Raw genomic sequence first — 16052 nt, 5'->3', positions numbered from 1 at the left:
CGGGCGGGCTTTTTTTTGCGCTTGGCTCGATTCTCGAGCAGTGACCAACGCGGGGAGATGGCGTCTAAACGCACCCGCACCGAACCGGATTAACGCAGACTGTCTGACTATACGCGCCCAGCCTAGCCCGACGTTCAACTGTAGAACCTACCTTTATTTTATGAAAGATCGGTACTCTAACGCTATTATCTGCAAAAGGCACATGTATTTAGGGCGCTTTTAGCGGCAAGCTCCGAAACGACAAAAAATAGCGGTACCTTTTGCAGTTCAATCCCAACGGTGCGGCTCTACAGGGTGGATAGTTGTATCTATTACAGTTAATTGACTGCCGAGCAGACAGTAGCGGAAGAGAGTAAAAATGCAGATCGAAGCGAGTTCGGGGACGACGATCGGCCGTTCGTTGTTGACAGCGTCCGATCCGCTAACTATAATGAACCGTGTTAATAATAAAAATTACGATTATTAGCGAGGAGCATGTATGAAAATGAATACGAAAACATCCGGCGCAATCGTTCGCGCTTTCATGATCGCCATGTTGGCGGCGGCAATTTCGCTTCTGTCCGCTTGCGGCAAATCGTCCAACGGCGCCGTCACAGGAAAAGTGAACGTCGTTACGTCCTTTTACCCGCTCTACTTTTTGGCGAACGAAATCGGCGGCGAGGACGCTCACGTTGTCAATCTTATTCCCGCCGGCGTGGAGCCACACGATTGGACGCCCAAAAGCCGCGATCTGATTACCGTCGGCGACGCCCAGCTATTTCTCTATAACGGAGCGGGTCTTGAAGGCTGGTTGGATGATTTCCTGCACGGTCTCGATTCCTCTGGCAAGACGCTGACGGTCGAAGCCAGCAAAGGCATTGCTCTTATCCAAGGAAATCCAGAAGAAGAGAATCACGAGGAAGAGCACGAGGCTCACGGTGACTCGGACGTCGACCCCCATACATGGGTAAGCCCGAAATCGGCGCTTGTGATGGCCAAAAACGTTCTGGATGCCTTCATTCAAGCGGATGCCGTTCACCGATCGGGTTATGAAGAACGGTACGCTTCTCTCGAAGCCAAGCTCGCCAAGCTCGATGATCAATTCGAGACGGGGCTTTCGGCGCTGCCGAACAAGAACATTGTCGTCTCGCATCAAGCTTTCGGCTATTTGGCACGGGATTACGGATTAAACCAAGTGGCGATCATGGGACTTTCGCCGGAAGCGGAGCCGCGCTCGCAGGATTTGCTGAAAGTGGTGGAATTCGTCAAGGAGCACAAGGTGAAGGTCATTTTCTTCGAGGAGCTGGTGTCCGACCGGCTTGCGAAGACGTTAGCGTCGGAAGCGAAAGTGGAGACGATGGTGCTTAATCCTCTCGAAGGGCTGACGCCGCAGCAGGAAAAAGCCGGTGACGATTTTATTACGATTATGGAACGGAATTTGCAAAACCTCCGGCAGGCATTACAATAAGGAAGCAAGCAACAATCGAAGAGAGCGACTACCGCGCAAAGGAGATACAAGCCGTGACCCTCTTATCTAACGCCGCCGCGGAGCAGGCTGTCTGTCACCGCGAAATCATCTGCCTCGACCAGCTGTCGTTCGCGTTCGGACCGCAGCAGGTTCTCAGCGACTTGTCGTTCACGATTCGGGAGCGGGACTTCGTCGGTTTGATCGGCTCTAACGGCGCTGGCAAGACGACGTTGCTTCGGACGATCGTAGGGCTGCTTAAGCCTACGTCCGGCAAGGTATCGTTGTTCGGAACGGCTGCGGAACGGTTCAAGGACTGGCAGTGGATCGGCTATGTCCCGCAGCGGAACCACTTCAACCCGTTGTTCCCGGCTACCGTCCGGGAAGTGGTGCTGTCCGGCCTGTACGGCCGGCGCAAGCTGTTCAAGCGGATAAGCCGTTCGGACATTACCCGATCCGAGGATGCGCTTCGCACGCTGCATATCGAGGATCTGGCGGACAAGCGAATCGGCGCATTGTCCGGAGGCCAGCAGCAGCGGGTGTTTTTGGCAAGAGCGCTGATCAATAATCCGAAGCTGCTCATTCTGGACGAGCCGCTGACCGGCATCGATACGGAAACGCAGCAAAACTTTTTTCATCTGATCCGGCATATGCATCAAAAGCACAACATCACGTTTCTGATGGTCTCCCACGACATGGACATGGTTCGCTCGTATTTAGGCGAAGAGCCGAAGATGAGGTATGGGAAGCTGGGGTTCTACGTTCGTCATTCCCACGATCTTGAGGATTGCGTGGAGACGGACCTGCTTCACACCCTGAGGAAAGAAGGTCAGAGGTAGCTTTGGATATTTTGTCGGCCGAATTTTTTCAGCGCGCGCTTATCGGCGGTGCTTTGATCGCGGTAACAGCTCCTCTCATGGGGCTGTTTCTTGTGCTAAGACGTCTCGCCATGATAGGGGACACGCTGGCTCACGTCAGCATTGCGGGCGTGGCGCTCGGTTTTTTGCTCGGCGTTTATCCGGTGGCTATGGGCCTCGTATTCGCCGTCGTCGCATCGTTCGGAATCGAATGGCTGCGCAAATCGTACAAGACGTATGCGGAGCTGTCCATCGCGATTATTATGTCGGGCGGCATCGCGCTGGCATCTGTGTTTTTTACGCTGGGCATGGGCTTTAACCTGAACGTCAATTCGTATTTGTTCGGAAGCATCTATACGCTCGACGGGACGGATTTGCTCGTCATCGCCGCCGTGACGGTCGTCGTGCTCGCCGTAGTACTCATCCATAAAAAAGAGATGTTCCTGCTCACGTTCGATGAAGACGCCGCTGCCGTAAGCGGGCTGCCCGTGCGTTACTTCAACATCATGATCAGCATTCTGACCGCGCTCGTTATTAGCGCCGCAATCAAAATCGTCGGGGCGCTGCTCGTGTCTGCGCTGCTCACGCTTCCGGCCGCCATCAGCCTCGCGCTGTCGCGCAGCTTTAAGCAATCGATTATTATCGTCGTGATCGTCGGGGAAATCGCCGTTCTCAGCGGCCTCTGGATCGCCGGAATTTGGAATTTGGCGCCGGGCGGTACGATTGTGCTTCTCCTGATCGGCATTCTCATCCTCTCGCTCACGATGCGGAGAACCCGAGTGTAATTCAATCCTCGCGAGGAAGGAAGGTGCTCCAATGGCCGACTTGAACGTAGGCATCGCATTCGCAGCCGGTTTCGCATCGTTCATATCACCCTGCTGCTTGCCGCTGTATCCTTCGTATCTTTCGTACATAACCGGCATATCGGTAAGCCAGATCAAGACGGATACGAGCGCGCAAGTGCGGCTCAAGACGATGAGCCATACGTTTTTTTTCATTCTCGGATTTTCGAGCGTGTTCTTTTCTCTTGCGTATGCGGCCAATGCGTTCGCGGAGTGGTTCCGGGATTATCAGGACACGATCCGAATGGTTTCGGCGATACTCATCATGCTGATGGGATTGTTTCTGATGGGCATTTTTCAACCGCAGACGCTTATGAAGGAACGGAAAATGAAAATGAAAATCCGGCCGGCGGGCTACGTGAATTCGTTCATTTTCGGGGTTGGCTTCTCCGCTGGCTGGTCGCCTTGCGTCGGGCCGATTCTATCGGCCATTATCGGGCTCGCCGCCAGCAATCCCGGGACATGGGCAGGGCTGACGACCGCCTATTCGGTCGGGTTCGCCATTCCTTTTTTCGTGCTCGCGTTTTTTCTTAGCTCCACCCGTTGGATTTTGAAATATTCCAATCTGATGATGAAAATCGGCGGCGCGCTCATGATCGTCATGGGCATTCTGCTGTTCACCGACCGGATGATCGACATTACGATTTATTTGCAAAGCATAACGCCGGAATGGTTGAAATTTTAGGATGGCGAGGCTCGCTGGTGTAGGAATAAAGTGAAAAAATCGTTTTATATTTTTTGACGCTACCTCTGCGGGGGCGAATAAGACGAAAGAATCGTCTTACCGCGTGCCAAATACCTTAGATACGGTTGTTTTCGAAGAAATAAAGTGAAAAAATCGTCTTATTTCCTTCAAGCTAGCTTCGCGCGGGGCAAATAAGACGAAAAATCGTTTTATCGCCGATTCGGCTTGTGAGCGATTCCGTAGTAGAACCAATTCACACGGCTTAGGCAGGCCGACAAACGTTGTTCGCAGGTATGCGACGACGTTCGTTTTTATGCTTCCGACGGCTCCGGGCTTGCCCCTGCCCCTTGAAGCGGTGTATGATATTAAGATGAGCAATCCGAGCGATGTGAAAGGGGAATTCGCCGTGCCGACCCCGAGCATGGAAGATTATTTGGAACGGATTTACCGGCTGATCGACGAGAAAGGGTACGCCCGCGTCTCCGACATTGCCGAAGGGCTCGAGGTTCATCCTTCCTCGGTGACCAAGATGATCCAAAAGCTGGACAAGGACAACTACTTGATATACGAGAAATATAGAGGGCTCGTGCTTACGAACAAAGGGAAAAAGGTGGGTAAGCGACTCGTCGACCGTCATCATCTTCTCGAATCGTTCCTTAAGTTGATCGGAGTGCAGGAAGAAAATATTTATCGCGACGTCGAAGGCATCGAGCATCATCTGAGCTGGGATTCGATCACTTGCATCGAGACGCTGATCGAATATTTCGAGCGAGATCCTTCCCGTGTCGAAGAGCTTCGCAATGTAAGGACGGAATTGGAAACCGAATAACCGGGAAAAGCCTTTCGGCAGCGATTCTGCAATCGCTTGCTCCGGAAGGCTTTTTTTGCTTCGCAAGCCTGTACACGCAGATTTTCGGTCATAAACGAGGCCTGGCGCCGCATACAATTCACCGTTAGAGTTCCGTTGCGAAGAGCGGGGGATGACTCATGGCGGCGACGCGAGTTAACGCGGTATTCGAGGGCGGGGGCGTAAAAGGGATTTCGCTTACGGGAGCCGTCAAGGCGGCGGAGCAAGCCGGCATATGCTTTCATCGCGTTGCCGGAACTTCTTCCGGCAGCATCGTAGCTTCTCTGCTTGCGACCGGTCACAGCGCCTCGGAGATGAAGAGCATAATCGAGTCGACTCCTTTCCGCTCCTTTTTGAAGCAATCGCCGATTTTTCGACTCAAGGTGATCGGTCCGGCTATCCGGCTTTTTTTGCGCAATGGCTTGTACTCCGGGGACGCGCTCGAGCTGTGGATCGGGAAGCTTCTAGCCGCCAAGGGCGTCGTTCGATTCGGAGACTTGCCGAAAGGCGCGCTCAGAATAGTCGCTTCGGACATTACGAACGGCAAGCTGCTCGTTCTGCCTGACGACATCGCTCTGTACGGAATAGATCCCGAGCGGTTTTCCGTCGCCAGAGCGATTCGAATGAGCGCGAGCATTCCTTTCTTTTTCGATCCGGTCATCTTGCGCACGCCTATCGCTGCGGCTAAAGCTCATGAAAAAATCAAGCCCAAGCTCAATTTGACTTACGTTGTCGATGGAGGGCTGCTGAGCAATTTTCCGTTATGGGTGTTCGACGATGACGACGATACCGACTTGGCCGAGCGGCGGATTCCGGTAATCGGCTTTCAGATGGTCGGTAAAAACGACAGCCATCCGAACGCCATCCGAGGTCCCGTTACGATGCTTAAGGCGATGTTCGAAACGATGCTCAGCGCCCACGACGAGCGATATATCGAGGATCACAATCGAGCGCGGGCGATAAAAATACCGACGCTAGGAGTATCGACGACCGATTTTGGATTGTCCAAGGAAAAGAGCGAACAGCTCTATCTGTCGGGACTGGCGGCGGGGGAAAAGTTTTTCAAGCAGTGGAATCGCGATACGGGGAAAATCGAATAAAAAAACGCCTCCCGCATTGCTGTGCGGGAGGCGTTTTGCCGTTCGGTCAATGATAGCGCGGCGTATCGTCGTCTTTGTCTTTTTTTCCTTCGATTACCCGAAAAGGGGAAGGCGAGCGCTTTTGCTTCGGCTTCGCTCGATCCGGCTGCCGGAAACGCGACGGTCCGGACGGGTACGAAGGTCCGCGGTATCTCGGCTTGCGCGCGCGTCCTTGCGGAGAAAGCAGATAGACGACGTAAAGCACAAGCAGAATGGCAATCGGAATAAACATGGCGCTCAAGAGCGATTCGAAGGATTGGGCGATTCCCAGCGCCGCCAACGGAATCAGAACGTAAAACATCGGATGGAAACGGCTTTGCATACGGCGATTCCTCCTTGTTAGGTCGGTTGAACCTCCCGATCCAGCTCCCTCATTCGATTGAAGGAAGCGATGGATACGGCAACTTGATCGTCGGTCGGCTCTTTGGTCGTGAGCAATTGCAGCCACAGCCCCGGATAGCCGAGCCAACGCAGCACTGGAATGTCCCGAAGCGCGTTGGTCCAACGGAGCACCTCGTACGAGATGCCGAGAACGAAAGGAAGAAGAACGATGCGCTGCAGAATTCGCTCTCCCATGGTGTCCCATTGGAAGAACGAGTACAGGATCACCCCGACGATGACGGTGAAGATGATGAAGCTGCTGCCGCAACGGTAATGCAGACGACTGAACTTCTGTACCGAATCGACGGTTAATTCCGCGTTCGCCTCGTACGCGCTAATGACCTTGTGCTCAGCTCCATGGTATTGGAACAGCCTCTTCACGAGCGGAGTCTGGGAGATGAACCAGAGATAGGCAAGCAGCAATACGATTTTGATGCCGCCTTCAAGTAGGTTGTGCAATATCTTATTCCCGAATGCTTTTCCAAAGATCACGCTTTCGAGAAAAGCCGGCACTAAAGTGAAAATAAGCTTGCCGACAACGAAGGAAAGTACTCCGACGACGGCGACTCCGAGAATCATCGTCAGATTCCATCGTTCCTTGCCTTTCTCGGTTTGGGCCTCGGCTTCTTCGGGCCGCTCTCGTCTTCTGCATAAGCTTCGGCGGAGTAAGTCAAATGCTGGGAGCCTTTGGCTGCCGATTCCACGATTCCTACGATGCCTCGCAGGAAAGGAATCTTTTTGATCGCGCTCACGAAGGATGAGGCTTTCTTCCTGGGAACTTCGTAAAAAGTGATTTCCTGATTTTTGCGGCGTACGGCGGTGACGTTGACGTTGCGCCCCGCGAACATGACGCCTTCGATAACCGCTTGTCCGCCATAGACGGACGTTGGCGATTGAGACATGGTTTCACCTGCTTCGTGTGGCGTTTGTGATCTATTCATTTTACTAGATTGGAAGAGAGAATGCCACAGGGAAGGAAGGGGAATGCTAACGGTCGCGCTAGTTCCACGCAGGGAGGGCATGCACAATTGAGCAAGAATACTGCTTCCGAAGGCGAAAAGGCCATTGAGCATTTTACGAATCCGATTTTGTTCAGCTTAAAAGTCGGTCTTTTTGCCGGCATCGTCTGGGGCGTGGTTCGGTGGCTGGAAACCGGCATGAATTTCACTCAGGTGCATCAAGCGTTTCTTGTAGATCCTTTTGTAAAAAGGAGCATGCTCGGAAGCTTCGGCTGGCAGGCTATCGGATTCGCCGCCTTTATCGTTATGTCGATGATCGCAGCCATGTTCTATTTGATCGTCCTCGGAAAGCTTCGGGGGCCGTGGCCGGGAATTGCGTTCGGTGTCGTCTGGTGGGCGCTTTTGTTTCTGGGAGCGGGTCCGCTTGTCGGAGCCGTCCCCCCATTGAAGACGATCAGCTGGACCAGCTATATAACCGATTTTTGCTTATTTCTCCTTTGGGGACTGTTCATCGGCTACAGCATTGCCTTCGAGTTTCACGACGAGATGCACAGGGAACGGGGAGGCGGCGGCTCTTCCGGAAGCCGAAAGCCCGCGCACGGTTAAAGTGACGAGGCGTTCGTCTCTATGGTACAATGGCAGGTGAAATTTACCGGCTTTTCGTCGGCCAAGGAGACGATTTTTCATGCCCAGTATACTCGTGTTGAACGGCCCGAACCTGAATATGCTCGGCGTTCGCGAGCCCGGCGTCTACGGTGCCGCTACGTTGTCTGAAATCGAGGCGAATTTGCGAGCGAGAGGATCGAAATTGGGTCTTGAGCTGAGATTTTTTCAGTCCAACCACGAAGGCGCGCTGCTTGACGAAATTCATGCGGCTTACGGCCGCGACGACGGGATCTTGATCAATCCGGGCGCTTTGACGCATACGAGCTATGCGCTTCGCGATGGATTGGCCTCCGTAGGACTGCCTGTTGTCGAAGTGCATTTGTCGAACATTCACAAGCGCGAAGCGTTCCGTCACGTATCCGTAACGGCAGCGGTCTGCATCGGACAAATCGCCGGCTTCGGCCCGATCGGTTACGAGCTGGGGCTCGAAGCGTTGAGTCGGCATTTACAATCGTAATAGGAACGGGAGATGGATGCGCATGCCTAACAATCGGGTTTCAAAGCTGCGGACGTTAATCGCAAAATCGGGCGCGGACGCTCTGCTGGTTACGAACGCCGTCAATCGCCGCTACTTGACCGGATTTACCGGCAGCTCGGGAGTAGTTCTCGTCTCGGCGGATAAAGCCGCATTTTTGACGGACTTTCGGTATCGGGAGCAAGCGGCCCAGCAAGTGATCGGATTCGAAAATGTGGAGCACGGAGCCGATATTAATGCCACTGTATCGGAATTGCTCGGTCAATGGGGCGTTCGGACGCTTCTGTTCGAGGATCTCGACGTTACGTTCGCTGCATATTCCACGATGAAGGCGAAGCTTGCTCCTGCTGAGCTCGTCCCGTCCGGAGGAATCGTCGAAAAGCTTCGGATGGTAAAGGACGAATCCGAGATCGCAATCATGCAGGAAGCGGCGGATTTGGCCGATCGAACTTTTGAACATATTTTATCGTTCATTAAACCGGGCGTAACGGAGCTGTCGATCGCTCTCGAAATGGAAATGTTCATGAGAAGCAACGGGGCGACGAGTTCTTCGTTTGATACGATCGTTGCTTCCGGCGAACGGTCCGCGCTTCCGCACGGAGTCGCAAGCTCCCGTGTCATCGGGCAAGACGAATTCGTGAAGCTCGATTTCGGAGCGTATTACAACGGTTATTGCTCCGACATAACGCGCACCGTATTCGTCGGCAAGCCGAGCGAAAAGCATCTCGAAATATACGGAATTGTCAAGGAAGCGCAGCAGTATGCCCTCGATCATCTCGGACCCGGAATGACCGGAATCGAAGGCGATGCCTTGACGAGAGATATCATCACACGGTATGGTTATGGTGACTATTTCGGCCACGGGACAGGCCACGGCCTCGGAATGGAAATTCATGAGGCGCCAAGGCTTTCCTTGACCGGAGACATTGTGTTGACACCCGGTATGACTGTGACCGTCGAGCCCGGTATTTATTTACCCGGTTTCGGGGGAGTTCGCATCGAGGACGACGTCGTCATTACGGACGCCGGGATTCAAATTCTTACCCGCTCGCCTAAGGAACTAATCGTTCTGGATTAGGCGGCGACGATTCCAGGAGGGAATTTTTCAGTGATTTCCGTTAACGATTTCAAAACCGGCCTTACCATCGAAGTGGACGGCGACATCTTCTCCGTTACCGACTTCCAGCACGTTAAACCGGGCAAAGGCGCGGCATTCGTCCGCACCAAGCTGAAAAACTTGCGCAACGGCAACGTCGTCGAGAAGACGTTCCGCGCAGGCGAGAACGTTGCTCGCGCAATCGTCGAGAATCGTCAGGTTCAATACCTGTACAACTCCGGCAACGAGTTCACTTTCATGGACAACGAGACCTACGACCAGTTCGAGCTGACGAAAAGCCAACTGGAATGGGAAATCAACTTCCTGAAAGAAAACATGAACGTTAACATCGCCAGCTACCAAGGCGAAATTATCGGCATTACGCTGCCGAACAGCGTCGAGCTCGCCGTCGTCGAGACCGAGCCGGGCATCAAGGGCAACACGGCTACCGGCGCAACGAAGAACGCCAAGCTCGAATCCGGGCATAACGTTCAAGTTCCTCTGTTCATCAACGAAGGCGACGTCCTTCTGATCGATACCCGCGAAGGCAAATACATCTCGCGCGCGTAACGCATTCGGAACCGGAGCAGCCCTCTTTCTCGCGAACATCCGCGAGGGGAGGGCTTTTTCGCGTTTTCGAATAATGCGCGGCGGGCGGGTAGGGCGACGTCGTTAGACTTTGTGGGTGATGCTGGTGGAGGAGCGCATAGTAACTGTGGGTGTCTTAAATCGCCGAGGGATGCTGGTTATGGAGCATATAGTAACTGTGAGTGCTTTAAATCGCCGTGGGATGCTGGTAGAGGAGCGTATAGTAACTGTGGGTGTCTTAAATCGCCGAGGGATGCTGGTGATGGAGCATATAGTAACTGTGGGTGTCTTAAATCGCCGAGGGATGCTGGTGATGGAGCATATAGTAACTGTGGGTGCCTTAAATCGCCCGGGGATGCGGGTGGAGGAGCGCATAGTAACTGTGGGTGTCTTAAATCGCCGAGGGATGCTGGTGATGGAGCGTATAGTAACTGTGGGTGTCTTAAATCGCCGAGGGATGCTGGTGATGGAGCGTATAGTAACTGTGGGTGTCTTAAATCGCCGAGGTACTGACTCCATTTTTAATACGGCTCATACAGTAATTTTCAATCGAAATTGAATTTTATCAAAGAGTCAAATAAATCTTTTTGGGCCGATATCCTTATGCTATAATATATTGCTGTATGCAGATGTTTTTTACGGGGAGTGAGTAACCTTTGTCTTTGATCGTGATGAAGTTCGGCGGGAGTTCCGTCGGCACCACGGAGCGTATGGGGCGTGTCGCGCAGCGGATCGTGGATCAAAAGCTGCAAGGTCACCGCGTTGTAGTTGTCGTTTCGGCGATGGGAGATACGACCGACGATTTGATCGACAAGTCGAAGGAAATTAACGATAATCCTCCGGCCCGCGAGATGGATATGCTGCTGACGACCGGCGAGCAGATTTCGGTTGCTTTGCTGTCAATGGCTATTCATAAGCTTGGACATAACGCCAAGTCTTACACCGGCTGGCAGGCGGGAATCGTAACGGAAGCGGTGCACGCCAAAGCCCGAATCAGCGATATTTCGCCCGATCGGATATTCAAGGCGCTGGATGACAGCCAAATCGTTATCGTAGCCGGATTCCAAGGCATGACCGAGGACGGGGAAATTACGACGCTCGGCCGCGGCGGATCCGACACGACGGCGGTAGCCTTGGCGGCCGCAATCAAAGCCGACGTATGTGAAATTTATACCGACGTAGACGGAATTTATTCTACGGACCCTCGCGTCGTCAAGTGCGCCCGCAAGCTGGACGTCATTTCGTACGACGAGATGCTTGAGCTCGCCCATTTGGGTGCGGCTGTTTTGCATCCTAGAGCGGTCGAGTATGCGAAAAACTATAATGTGAATTTGGTCGTGCGGTCCAGCTTCTCGCAAAATCCTGGAACGCTAGTGAAGGAGGAAGCCGAAATGGAACAAGGCATCGTCGTACGGGGCATCGCCTTTGACAAAAATGTAGCCCGCATTAGCGTTCTGGGAGTCGTTGACGTACCGGGCGTTCTGGCCAGCATGTTCGGAGCTCTGGCGGCGGAAGGAATCGACGTCGATATTATCGTTCAAAGCGGCGTATCGAACGGAACGGCGGATTTCTCGTTCACCGTAGCGCTCTCGGACAGAGCGAACGCGATCCGCGTCATCGAAAGCATCAAATCGAAGGTTCCGTTCAGCGAGCTTACTTACGAGGAAAATCTCGTAAAAGTATCGATCGTCGGCGCCGGCATGGTGTCCAATCCGGGCGTCGCCGCGACGATGTTCGATGCGATCTCGAAGCAAGGCGTCAGCATCAAGATGGTCAGCACGTCCGAGATCAAATGCTCGTGCGTCATCGCGGCCGAGCCGCTTCAAGACGTGGTACGCGCGCTGCATACCGCATACGGCCTCGATACGGAAGTGGCTGCGTTTGTCGGCGGCCCGCAAGATCGCAGGTAAGCAGGTAAGCCATCATTCGTCACTTCAAAGCGGAACATACAGAAGGCTGTCCCGAGGGTCTGTTTAGACCTAAGGGGCAGCCTTCTGTATGTTCCGGAGCGCACAAGAGTGGTACGAGGTACCATGCATTGGGCGGAAAGTACGGCGAAATAAGGCACTCTCGGTTACTATCCACGCCCATTGGCCCTGCTCCCCGCCAAATAAGACATTCACAGTTACTATCTCGGACGGATGAACGAAATTGCGGCGAAATAAGGCACTCTCGGTTACTATCCACGCCCATTGGCCCTGCTCCCCGCCAAATAAGACATTCACAGTTACTATCTCGGACGGATGAACGAAATTGCGGCGAAATAAGGCACTCTCGGTTACTATCCACGCCCATCGGTTCTGCTCCCCGCCAAATAAGACACTCACAGTTACTATCTCGGACGGATGAACGAAATTGCGGCGAAATAAGGCACTCTCGGTTACTATCCGAGTCCATTGACGGCATGCCCCGCCAAATAAGACACGTGTCCGAGCGAGCAAGAGTGGTATGAGGTACCACGCATTGGGCAGGAAAAGCGTCCGAACGCGCAATAGAGGTACGAGGTGGCATACATTGGGCGGGAAAAGTGTCCGAGCGCGCAACAGAGGTACGAGGTGCCAGCGTTACGATGCAAGACAACAGGAACCTTACTTGCCGACGATGAGCTGTACGATTTTAATGAGCATGGCCGTCAATCCTGCCGCCATTAGCGGACCGACCGGAATGCCGCGCAAAAATACGATTCCGATGATCGAGCCTATGACGAGGCCGACGATCATCTGCGGATCGACTTTCAGCAGTTCGAGCCCTCTGCTGTTCAAATAGGCGGCTAGCGCCCCTCCGGCGAGCGCGACCCAGCCTGTCCATCCGGAAAACGCCGCGATGACGTCCTTGGCCTGCATTTTGCCCGACGCGAACGGACTGAGGACGGCAAGTGTCAGGAATAGCAGACCCAGCTCCAATCCTCGGCGCTCGATGGCCGGCAAATATCGCTGGAGATGGACAAGCTTGACGATCAGCAGCAAGCAGGCCGCCGTTGTGATGATGGGGGATCGCGCGGCCAATCCAATAACGATGAGCGCTACCAGCACGATTTCTCCGTTCATGTCCGGACACGCTCCTCGCCTTCCTTGGTTTATTATCACGATATGGAGCAAGCCCCGCGAATAGAACGCGGGGCTTGCTTCCTTATATCATATAGTCCGAATACGCAAGCCGATGATCGAACGTGTCGGAGCGCAAGCCTCTTCTCATCGTTTCCAAAGCCATGACGTCGTTCACGAGAATGTTCCCGAGGTTGACATCCGAGCCTAGCGCTTTGATCAAGGCGACCTGCTGTTCCTTTTGGGGCGCTTCCCACATGATGCGGCTTGGAAAGGGGATGAGCCGCAGCATGCTCTCCAGATCCTGCTGGCGGCACATCCCCCGTTCATCGAATAAGCCGACGCCGACGCCGGATTCCCTTGCTTCGACCGTTACAAGCTCCGCACCTGCCGCCAAATCCCTCTCCGCCGTCTCGGCGAACTGCTCCGCGTCGATTCGGGAGCCGAACAGCTTTTTCCCATACTCCGTGAACACTCGCAAGCCGAGCGCCGATCCGTCCCGGATCAATTCGTCCCGATCTTTGCGGCCGAGCGTTATCGTTCCGTCGGATACTTCGATTCCGTCAAAGCCAAGCGTCAATATTTGACGGAAGAAAGCCGGAACGACATCTTTGGACACGGCGATTTCAAGCAGCGTGCCCCCGGGAATAACGGTAATTCCGTGTCGCTTCGCCAGCTCGATTTTGCTGCGCAGTACGGGAGTCTTGTAGAGCGGCGACGTGCCGAATCCGAATTTGACGATATCGATATATTCGTCCGCCGTCTCCAGCAACTCCGCAAAAGAATGAAGGCCCAGCCCTTTGTCGATCACCATCGTTAAGCCGGCGGAACGGGGCTTGCTTGCCCTGCTTCCGCTTGGGTCGGCCAAAGCCTTCGGCCATTTCGTCAATGCCGATATTTCCATTATCAACTCTCCTCGTTTAACCGCAAGGTGGAATGATAAGAGCATGATATGCATTCGCCTATAATCCGGTGCCCCGACGAACAAGAATAGGAACTATTCTTCGAAACGCCGGCATAGAGTAGATAAGGAATCGATAGATTGGAGGCTTGCGAATGGATAAATCGGTTTTCGGAATGGCGCTGCTCCGGATATTGTCGGGCAGTCTCGAGCTGACGGCTGCGCTCGTGATGCTTAAGCTGAATGACGTGCAGAAGGCTCTGACCGTTAATTCCACGCTCGCGCTGGTCGGCCCGCTCGTTCTCATATCCACGACGGCGATCGGGCTCGTCGGAATCGCGGACAAGCTGTCGCCTGCGAAATTCATATGGATTTTGGCGGGAGTCGGATGTCTGCTGATCGGTATTTTGCGCAAATGAGAGAGCGGGCGGAGTCGGCCGAGCAGGCATAAAACAGTCGGTCAAGCATACATTTGAATCAGAAAAGGCCAACTTGCCGCGGCAAGAAAAGGGGTGTGGCGCTTGCTGCAGTCGCTCATCGAAATGTTTCCCGGCCCGCTCAAGGAAGTGCTGCTGCTCTTGCCGGGACAAGTACTCGAATCGCTGGAGGAAATTCGCGTTCGCGAGAGGCGTCCGCTAGAAGTCGGCTATGGCGGCCGATCCGGTTTTGTGAAGCCGGACGGGACGCTGACGGAAGATTATCGATCCGCTTATGTGCCGGGAGCGGGCGAATGCCGGAATTTGCTGGAACGCGTAACCAACCATTCCGTTTACGCCGTCGAGGAAGAACTAAGAAGAGGATATATCACCGTGGCCGGGGGCCATCGCGTCGGACTGGCCGGCAGAACCGTGCTTGACCGGGGGGCGGTATCCCATCTGCGCGACGTCGCCGGATTCAACGTGCGGATTGCGAGAGCCCGATTAGGCTGCTCGTCGGGCGTACTGCCGGGACTGCTGGACTGGAAGGCCAAAACGATCCGCCACACGCTGATCGTATCTCCGCCTCAGCAAGGGAAGACGACGTTGATCCGGGACATGGCTCGCAGCATTAGCTCCGGGGAGTGGCATCACCCCGGGGCCGCCGGATGGGGCGGACGAAAGGTTGGAATCGTGGACGAGAGGTCGGAGATCGCCGCTAGCGACAAAGGAGTGCCTACCTTCGATCTCGGCCCGCGCTGCGACGTGCTCGACGCTTGCCCGAAAGCGGAAGGCATCATGATGATGGTGAGATCGCTATCGCCCGAAATCGTCGTCGTCGACGAGATCGGCCGTCCGGAGGATGCCTACGCCGTGAACGAGGCGCTTCACGCCGGAGTCCGGGTGCTTGCGACGGCGCACGCGACGAGCTTGGCGGACGTGTTCGCCCGCCCCGTGCTGGCAAGGCTTGCCGAGGACGGAGTATTCGGAGCGTTCGTCCTCCTCTCAAGAAGCGGGGGACGGGTCGAGCACCGAATCGTTTCGGCGGAAGACGCGCTTGCAGAAGCTAGAAGCGGCGGAGCGCGGATGCGGGCGGCGGCAAGGGACGCCCCGGAAGGAAAGCCGAAGGAGCGTCCGATTCCTTCTATCCGTTCGCCGAATGAGCCGGATTCAGGAGGAGGGAATCGCCATGATTAAGCTGATCGGAGCGGCTCTCGTCCTATTCGCGGGTACGATGATCGGCTATTTGCAGGCTGCCCGATTCGCCGCGCGGCCTCGCCAAATCCGTCAGCTGACGCATGCGCTGCAACGGCTGGAGACGGAAATCGGCTACGGGCAAACGCCTCTTCCGGAAGCGCTGAAACGAATGGCCCACCTGCTCGGTCCTCCGCTAACCGGAATTTTCGACCGTATCGCGGACGAGCTCGCCGGAGGCGCGGGCAACACCGTGCGGGAGAGCTGGGAAGCGGCGATTAACGCCGGTTGGTCTTCGACCGCGATGAAGAGCGCCGAGCGTGACGCGCTTCTTCGTCTCGGAGCTACTCTAGGAGCCAGCGGACGCGAGGATCAGCTTAAGCACGTGCGTCTGGCGATGCTTCAACTGCAGACGGAGGAGACAACCGCGCGGGAAGAGCAGCAGCGATATGAAAAGCTGAGCAGGAGCTTGGGCATGCTGGGGGCCGCCCTTGTCGTCATTCTGATGGTGTAAGGGG

The 16052-nt window shown here is 54.7% G+C and carries 17 protein-coding genes and 1 pseudogene; 14 read left to right on the top strand and 4 right to left on the bottom strand.

Features of this window, described 5'->3' with window-relative positions; genetic code table 11:
• Positions 1 to 484: 484 nt before the first annotated feature.
• From D3H35_RS26560 to D3H35_RS26535, 6 genes are all read left to right on the top strand, one after another.
• Positions 485 to 1447, top strand: a complete 963-nt coding sequence (locus tag D3H35_RS26560; RefSeq protein ID WP_233568178.1) for a metal ABC transporter solute-binding protein, Zn/Mn family — start codon at positions 485 to 487, stop codon at positions 1445 to 1447.
• Positions 1448 to 1500: 53 nt separating this feature from the next.
• Entirely contained in the window at positions 1501 to 2283 is a 783-nt protein-coding gene (locus D3H35_RS26555) for a metal ABC transporter ATP-binding protein (protein ID WP_119152145.1), read from the top strand.
• 2 nt (positions 2284 to 2285) lie between these two features.
• Positions 2286 to 3086, top strand: coding sequence for a metal ABC transporter permease (locus D3H35_RS26550; protein WP_119152144.1), 801 nt, complete (start codon positions 2286 to 2288; stop codon positions 3084 to 3086).
• Between the two features lie 31 nt (positions 3087 to 3117).
• Positions 3118 to 3828: a cytochrome c biogenesis CcdA family protein gene (locus tag D3H35_RS26545; protein WP_119152143.1), complete on the top strand. Its 711-nt coding sequence runs from the start codon at positions 3118 to 3120 to the stop codon at positions 3826 to 3828.
• Positions 3829 to 4234: 406 nt separating this feature from the next.
• The gene (mntR, locus tag D3H35_RS26540; protein WP_119152232.1) at positions 4235 to 4657 is read left to right on the top strand and encodes a transcriptional regulator MntR; all 423 of its coding nucleotides are present in this window, start codon (positions 4235 to 4237) and stop codon (positions 4655 to 4657) included.
• Between the two features lie 158 nt (positions 4658 to 4815).
• On the top strand, positions 4816 to 5775 hold the full coding sequence (locus D3H35_RS26535) for a patatin-like phospholipase family protein (RefSeq protein ID WP_119152142.1): 960 nt from the start codon (positions 4816 to 4818) through the stop codon (positions 5773 to 5775).
• A 46-nt stretch (positions 5776 to 5821) separates the two neighbouring features.
• Here D3H35_RS26535 and D3H35_RS26530 read toward each other — a convergent pair whose 3' ends face one another.
• Entirely contained in the window at positions 5822 to 6136 is a 315-nt protein-coding gene (locus tag D3H35_RS26530) for a hypothetical protein (RefSeq protein WP_119152141.1), read from the bottom strand.
• A gap of 17 nt (positions 6137 to 6153) precedes the next feature.
• Positions 6154 to 7097 (bottom strand): annotated as a pseudogene (locus tag D3H35_RS26525) (DUF1385 domain-containing protein).
• A gap of 126 nt (positions 7098 to 7223) precedes the next feature.
• Between D3H35_RS26525 and D3H35_RS26520 the strand changes: the two are divergent.
• From D3H35_RS26520 to D3H35_RS26495, 5 genes are all read left to right on the top strand, one after another.
• Positions 7224 to 7760 (top strand): YqhR family membrane protein, encoded by a 537-nt coding sequence (locus D3H35_RS26520; RefSeq protein WP_158594290.1) that lies wholly within the window; start codon positions 7224 to 7226, stop codon positions 7758 to 7760.
• 79 nt (positions 7761 to 7839) lie between these two features.
• Complete coding sequence (gene aroQ, locus D3H35_RS26515; RefSeq protein ID WP_119152139.1) at positions 7840 to 8277, top strand: type II 3-dehydroquinate dehydratase; 438 nt, start codon at positions 7840 to 7842, stop codon at positions 8275 to 8277.
• Between the two features lie 22 nt (positions 8278 to 8299).
• Positions 8300 to 9373: a M24 family metallopeptidase gene (locus tag D3H35_RS26510; RefSeq protein WP_119152138.1), complete on the top strand. Its 1074-nt coding sequence runs from the start codon at positions 8300 to 8302 to the stop codon at positions 9371 to 9373.
• A gap of 30 nt (positions 9374 to 9403) precedes the next feature.
• Positions 9404 to 9961 carry an elongation factor P gene (gene efp, locus D3H35_RS26505; protein WP_119152137.1) on the top strand — a complete coding sequence of 186 codons (558 nt, stop codon included), beginning with the start codon at positions 9404 to 9406 and terminating at the stop codon, positions 9959 to 9961.
• 674 nt (positions 9962 to 10635) lie between these two features.
• Positions 10636 to 11889, top strand: coding sequence for an aspartate kinase (locus D3H35_RS26495; RefSeq protein WP_119152135.1), 1254 nt, complete (start codon positions 10636 to 10638; stop codon positions 11887 to 11889).
• A 678-nt stretch (positions 11890 to 12567) separates the two neighbouring features.
• On the opposite strand, the gene D3H35_RS26490 is transcribed toward D3H35_RS26495, so the two are convergent.
• Both D3H35_RS26490 and comA read right to left on the bottom strand, forming a co-directional pair.
• On the bottom strand, positions 12568 to 13026 hold the full coding sequence (locus D3H35_RS26490) for a DUF441 domain-containing protein (protein ID WP_119152134.1): 459 nt from the start codon (positions 13024 to 13026) through the stop codon (positions 12568 to 12570).
• Positions 13027 to 13108: 82 nt separating this feature from the next.
• Entirely contained in the window at positions 13109 to 13927 is an 819-nt protein-coding gene (comA, locus tag D3H35_RS26485) for a phosphosulfolactate synthase (RefSeq protein ID WP_119152133.1), read from the bottom strand.
• A 152-nt stretch (positions 13928 to 14079) separates the two neighbouring features.
• On the opposite strand from comA, the gene D3H35_RS26480 reads away from it, so the two are divergent.
• From D3H35_RS26480 to spoIIIAB, 3 genes are all read left to right on the top strand, one after another.
• A complete protein-coding gene (locus D3H35_RS26480) occupies positions 14080 to 14343 on the top strand; it encodes a YqhV family protein (protein ID WP_119152132.1) in 264 nt (87 codons plus the stop codon).
• A gap of 102 nt (positions 14344 to 14445) precedes the next feature.
• Positions 14446 to 15537 carry a stage III sporulation protein AA gene (spoIIIAA, locus tag D3H35_RS26475; protein WP_233568177.1) on the top strand — a complete coding sequence of 364 codons (1092 nt, stop codon included), beginning with the start codon at positions 14446 to 14448 and terminating at the stop codon, positions 15535 to 15537.
• Complete coding sequence (gene spoIIIAB, locus D3H35_RS26470) at positions 15530 to 16048, top strand: stage III sporulation protein SpoIIIAB (protein ID WP_119152131.1); 519 nt, start codon at positions 15530 to 15532, stop codon at positions 16046 to 16048. The genes spoIIIAA and spoIIIAB overlap by 8 nt, the downstream gene beginning before the upstream one ends.
• Positions 16049 to 16052: the final 4 nt, after the last annotated feature.

Source organism: Cohnella faecalis, assembly GCF_003570905.1.
GTDB classification, from domain to species: Bacteria; Bacillota; Bacilli; order Paenibacillales; family Paenibacillaceae; genus Cohnella; species Cohnella faecalis.
Note: the sequence above shows the minus strand (reverse complement) of the source record. Positions and strands in the feature narration are given on the sequence as shown.

Excerpts from the sequence above, each read along its gene's own strand:
- D3H35_RS26560 (WP_233568178.1), top strand. The coding sequence starts at position 485 with ATGAATACGAAAACATCCGGCGCAATCGTTCGCGCTTTCATGATCGCC.
- D3H35_RS26545 (WP_119152143.1), top strand. The coding sequence starts at position 3,118 with ATGGCCGACTTGAACGTAGGCATCGCATTCGCAGCCGGTTTCGCATCG.
- D3H35_RS26535 (WP_119152142.1), top strand. The coding sequence starts at position 4,816 with ATGGCGGCGACGCGAGTTAACGCGGTATTCGAGGGCGGGGGCGTAAAA.
- D3H35_RS26530 (WP_119152141.1), bottom strand. The coding sequence starts at position 6,136 with ATGCAAAGCCGTTTCCATCCGATGTTTTACGTTCTGATTCCGTTGGCG.
- aroQ (WP_119152139.1), top strand. The coding sequence starts at position 7,840 with ATGCCCAGTATACTCGTGTTGAACGGCCCGAACCTGAATATGCTCGGC.
- D3H35_RS26510 (WP_119152138.1), top strand. The coding sequence starts at position 8,300 with ATGCCTAACAATCGGGTTTCAAAGCTGCGGACGTTAATCGCAAAATCG.
- D3H35_RS26490 (WP_119152134.1), bottom strand. The coding sequence starts at position 13,026 with ATGAACGGAGAAATCGTGCTGGTAGCGCTCATCGTTATTGGATTGGCC.
- comA (WP_119152133.1), bottom strand. The coding sequence starts at position 13,927 with ATGGAAATATCGGCATTGACGAAATGGCCGAAGGCTTTGGCCGACCCA.
- D3H35_RS26480 (WP_119152132.1), top strand. The coding sequence starts at position 14,080 with ATGGATAAATCGGTTTTCGGAATGGCGCTGCTCCGGATATTGTCGGGC.
- spoIIIAB (WP_119152131.1), top strand. The coding sequence starts at position 15,530 with ATGATTAAGCTGATCGGAGCGGCTCTCGTCCTATTCGCGGGTACGATG.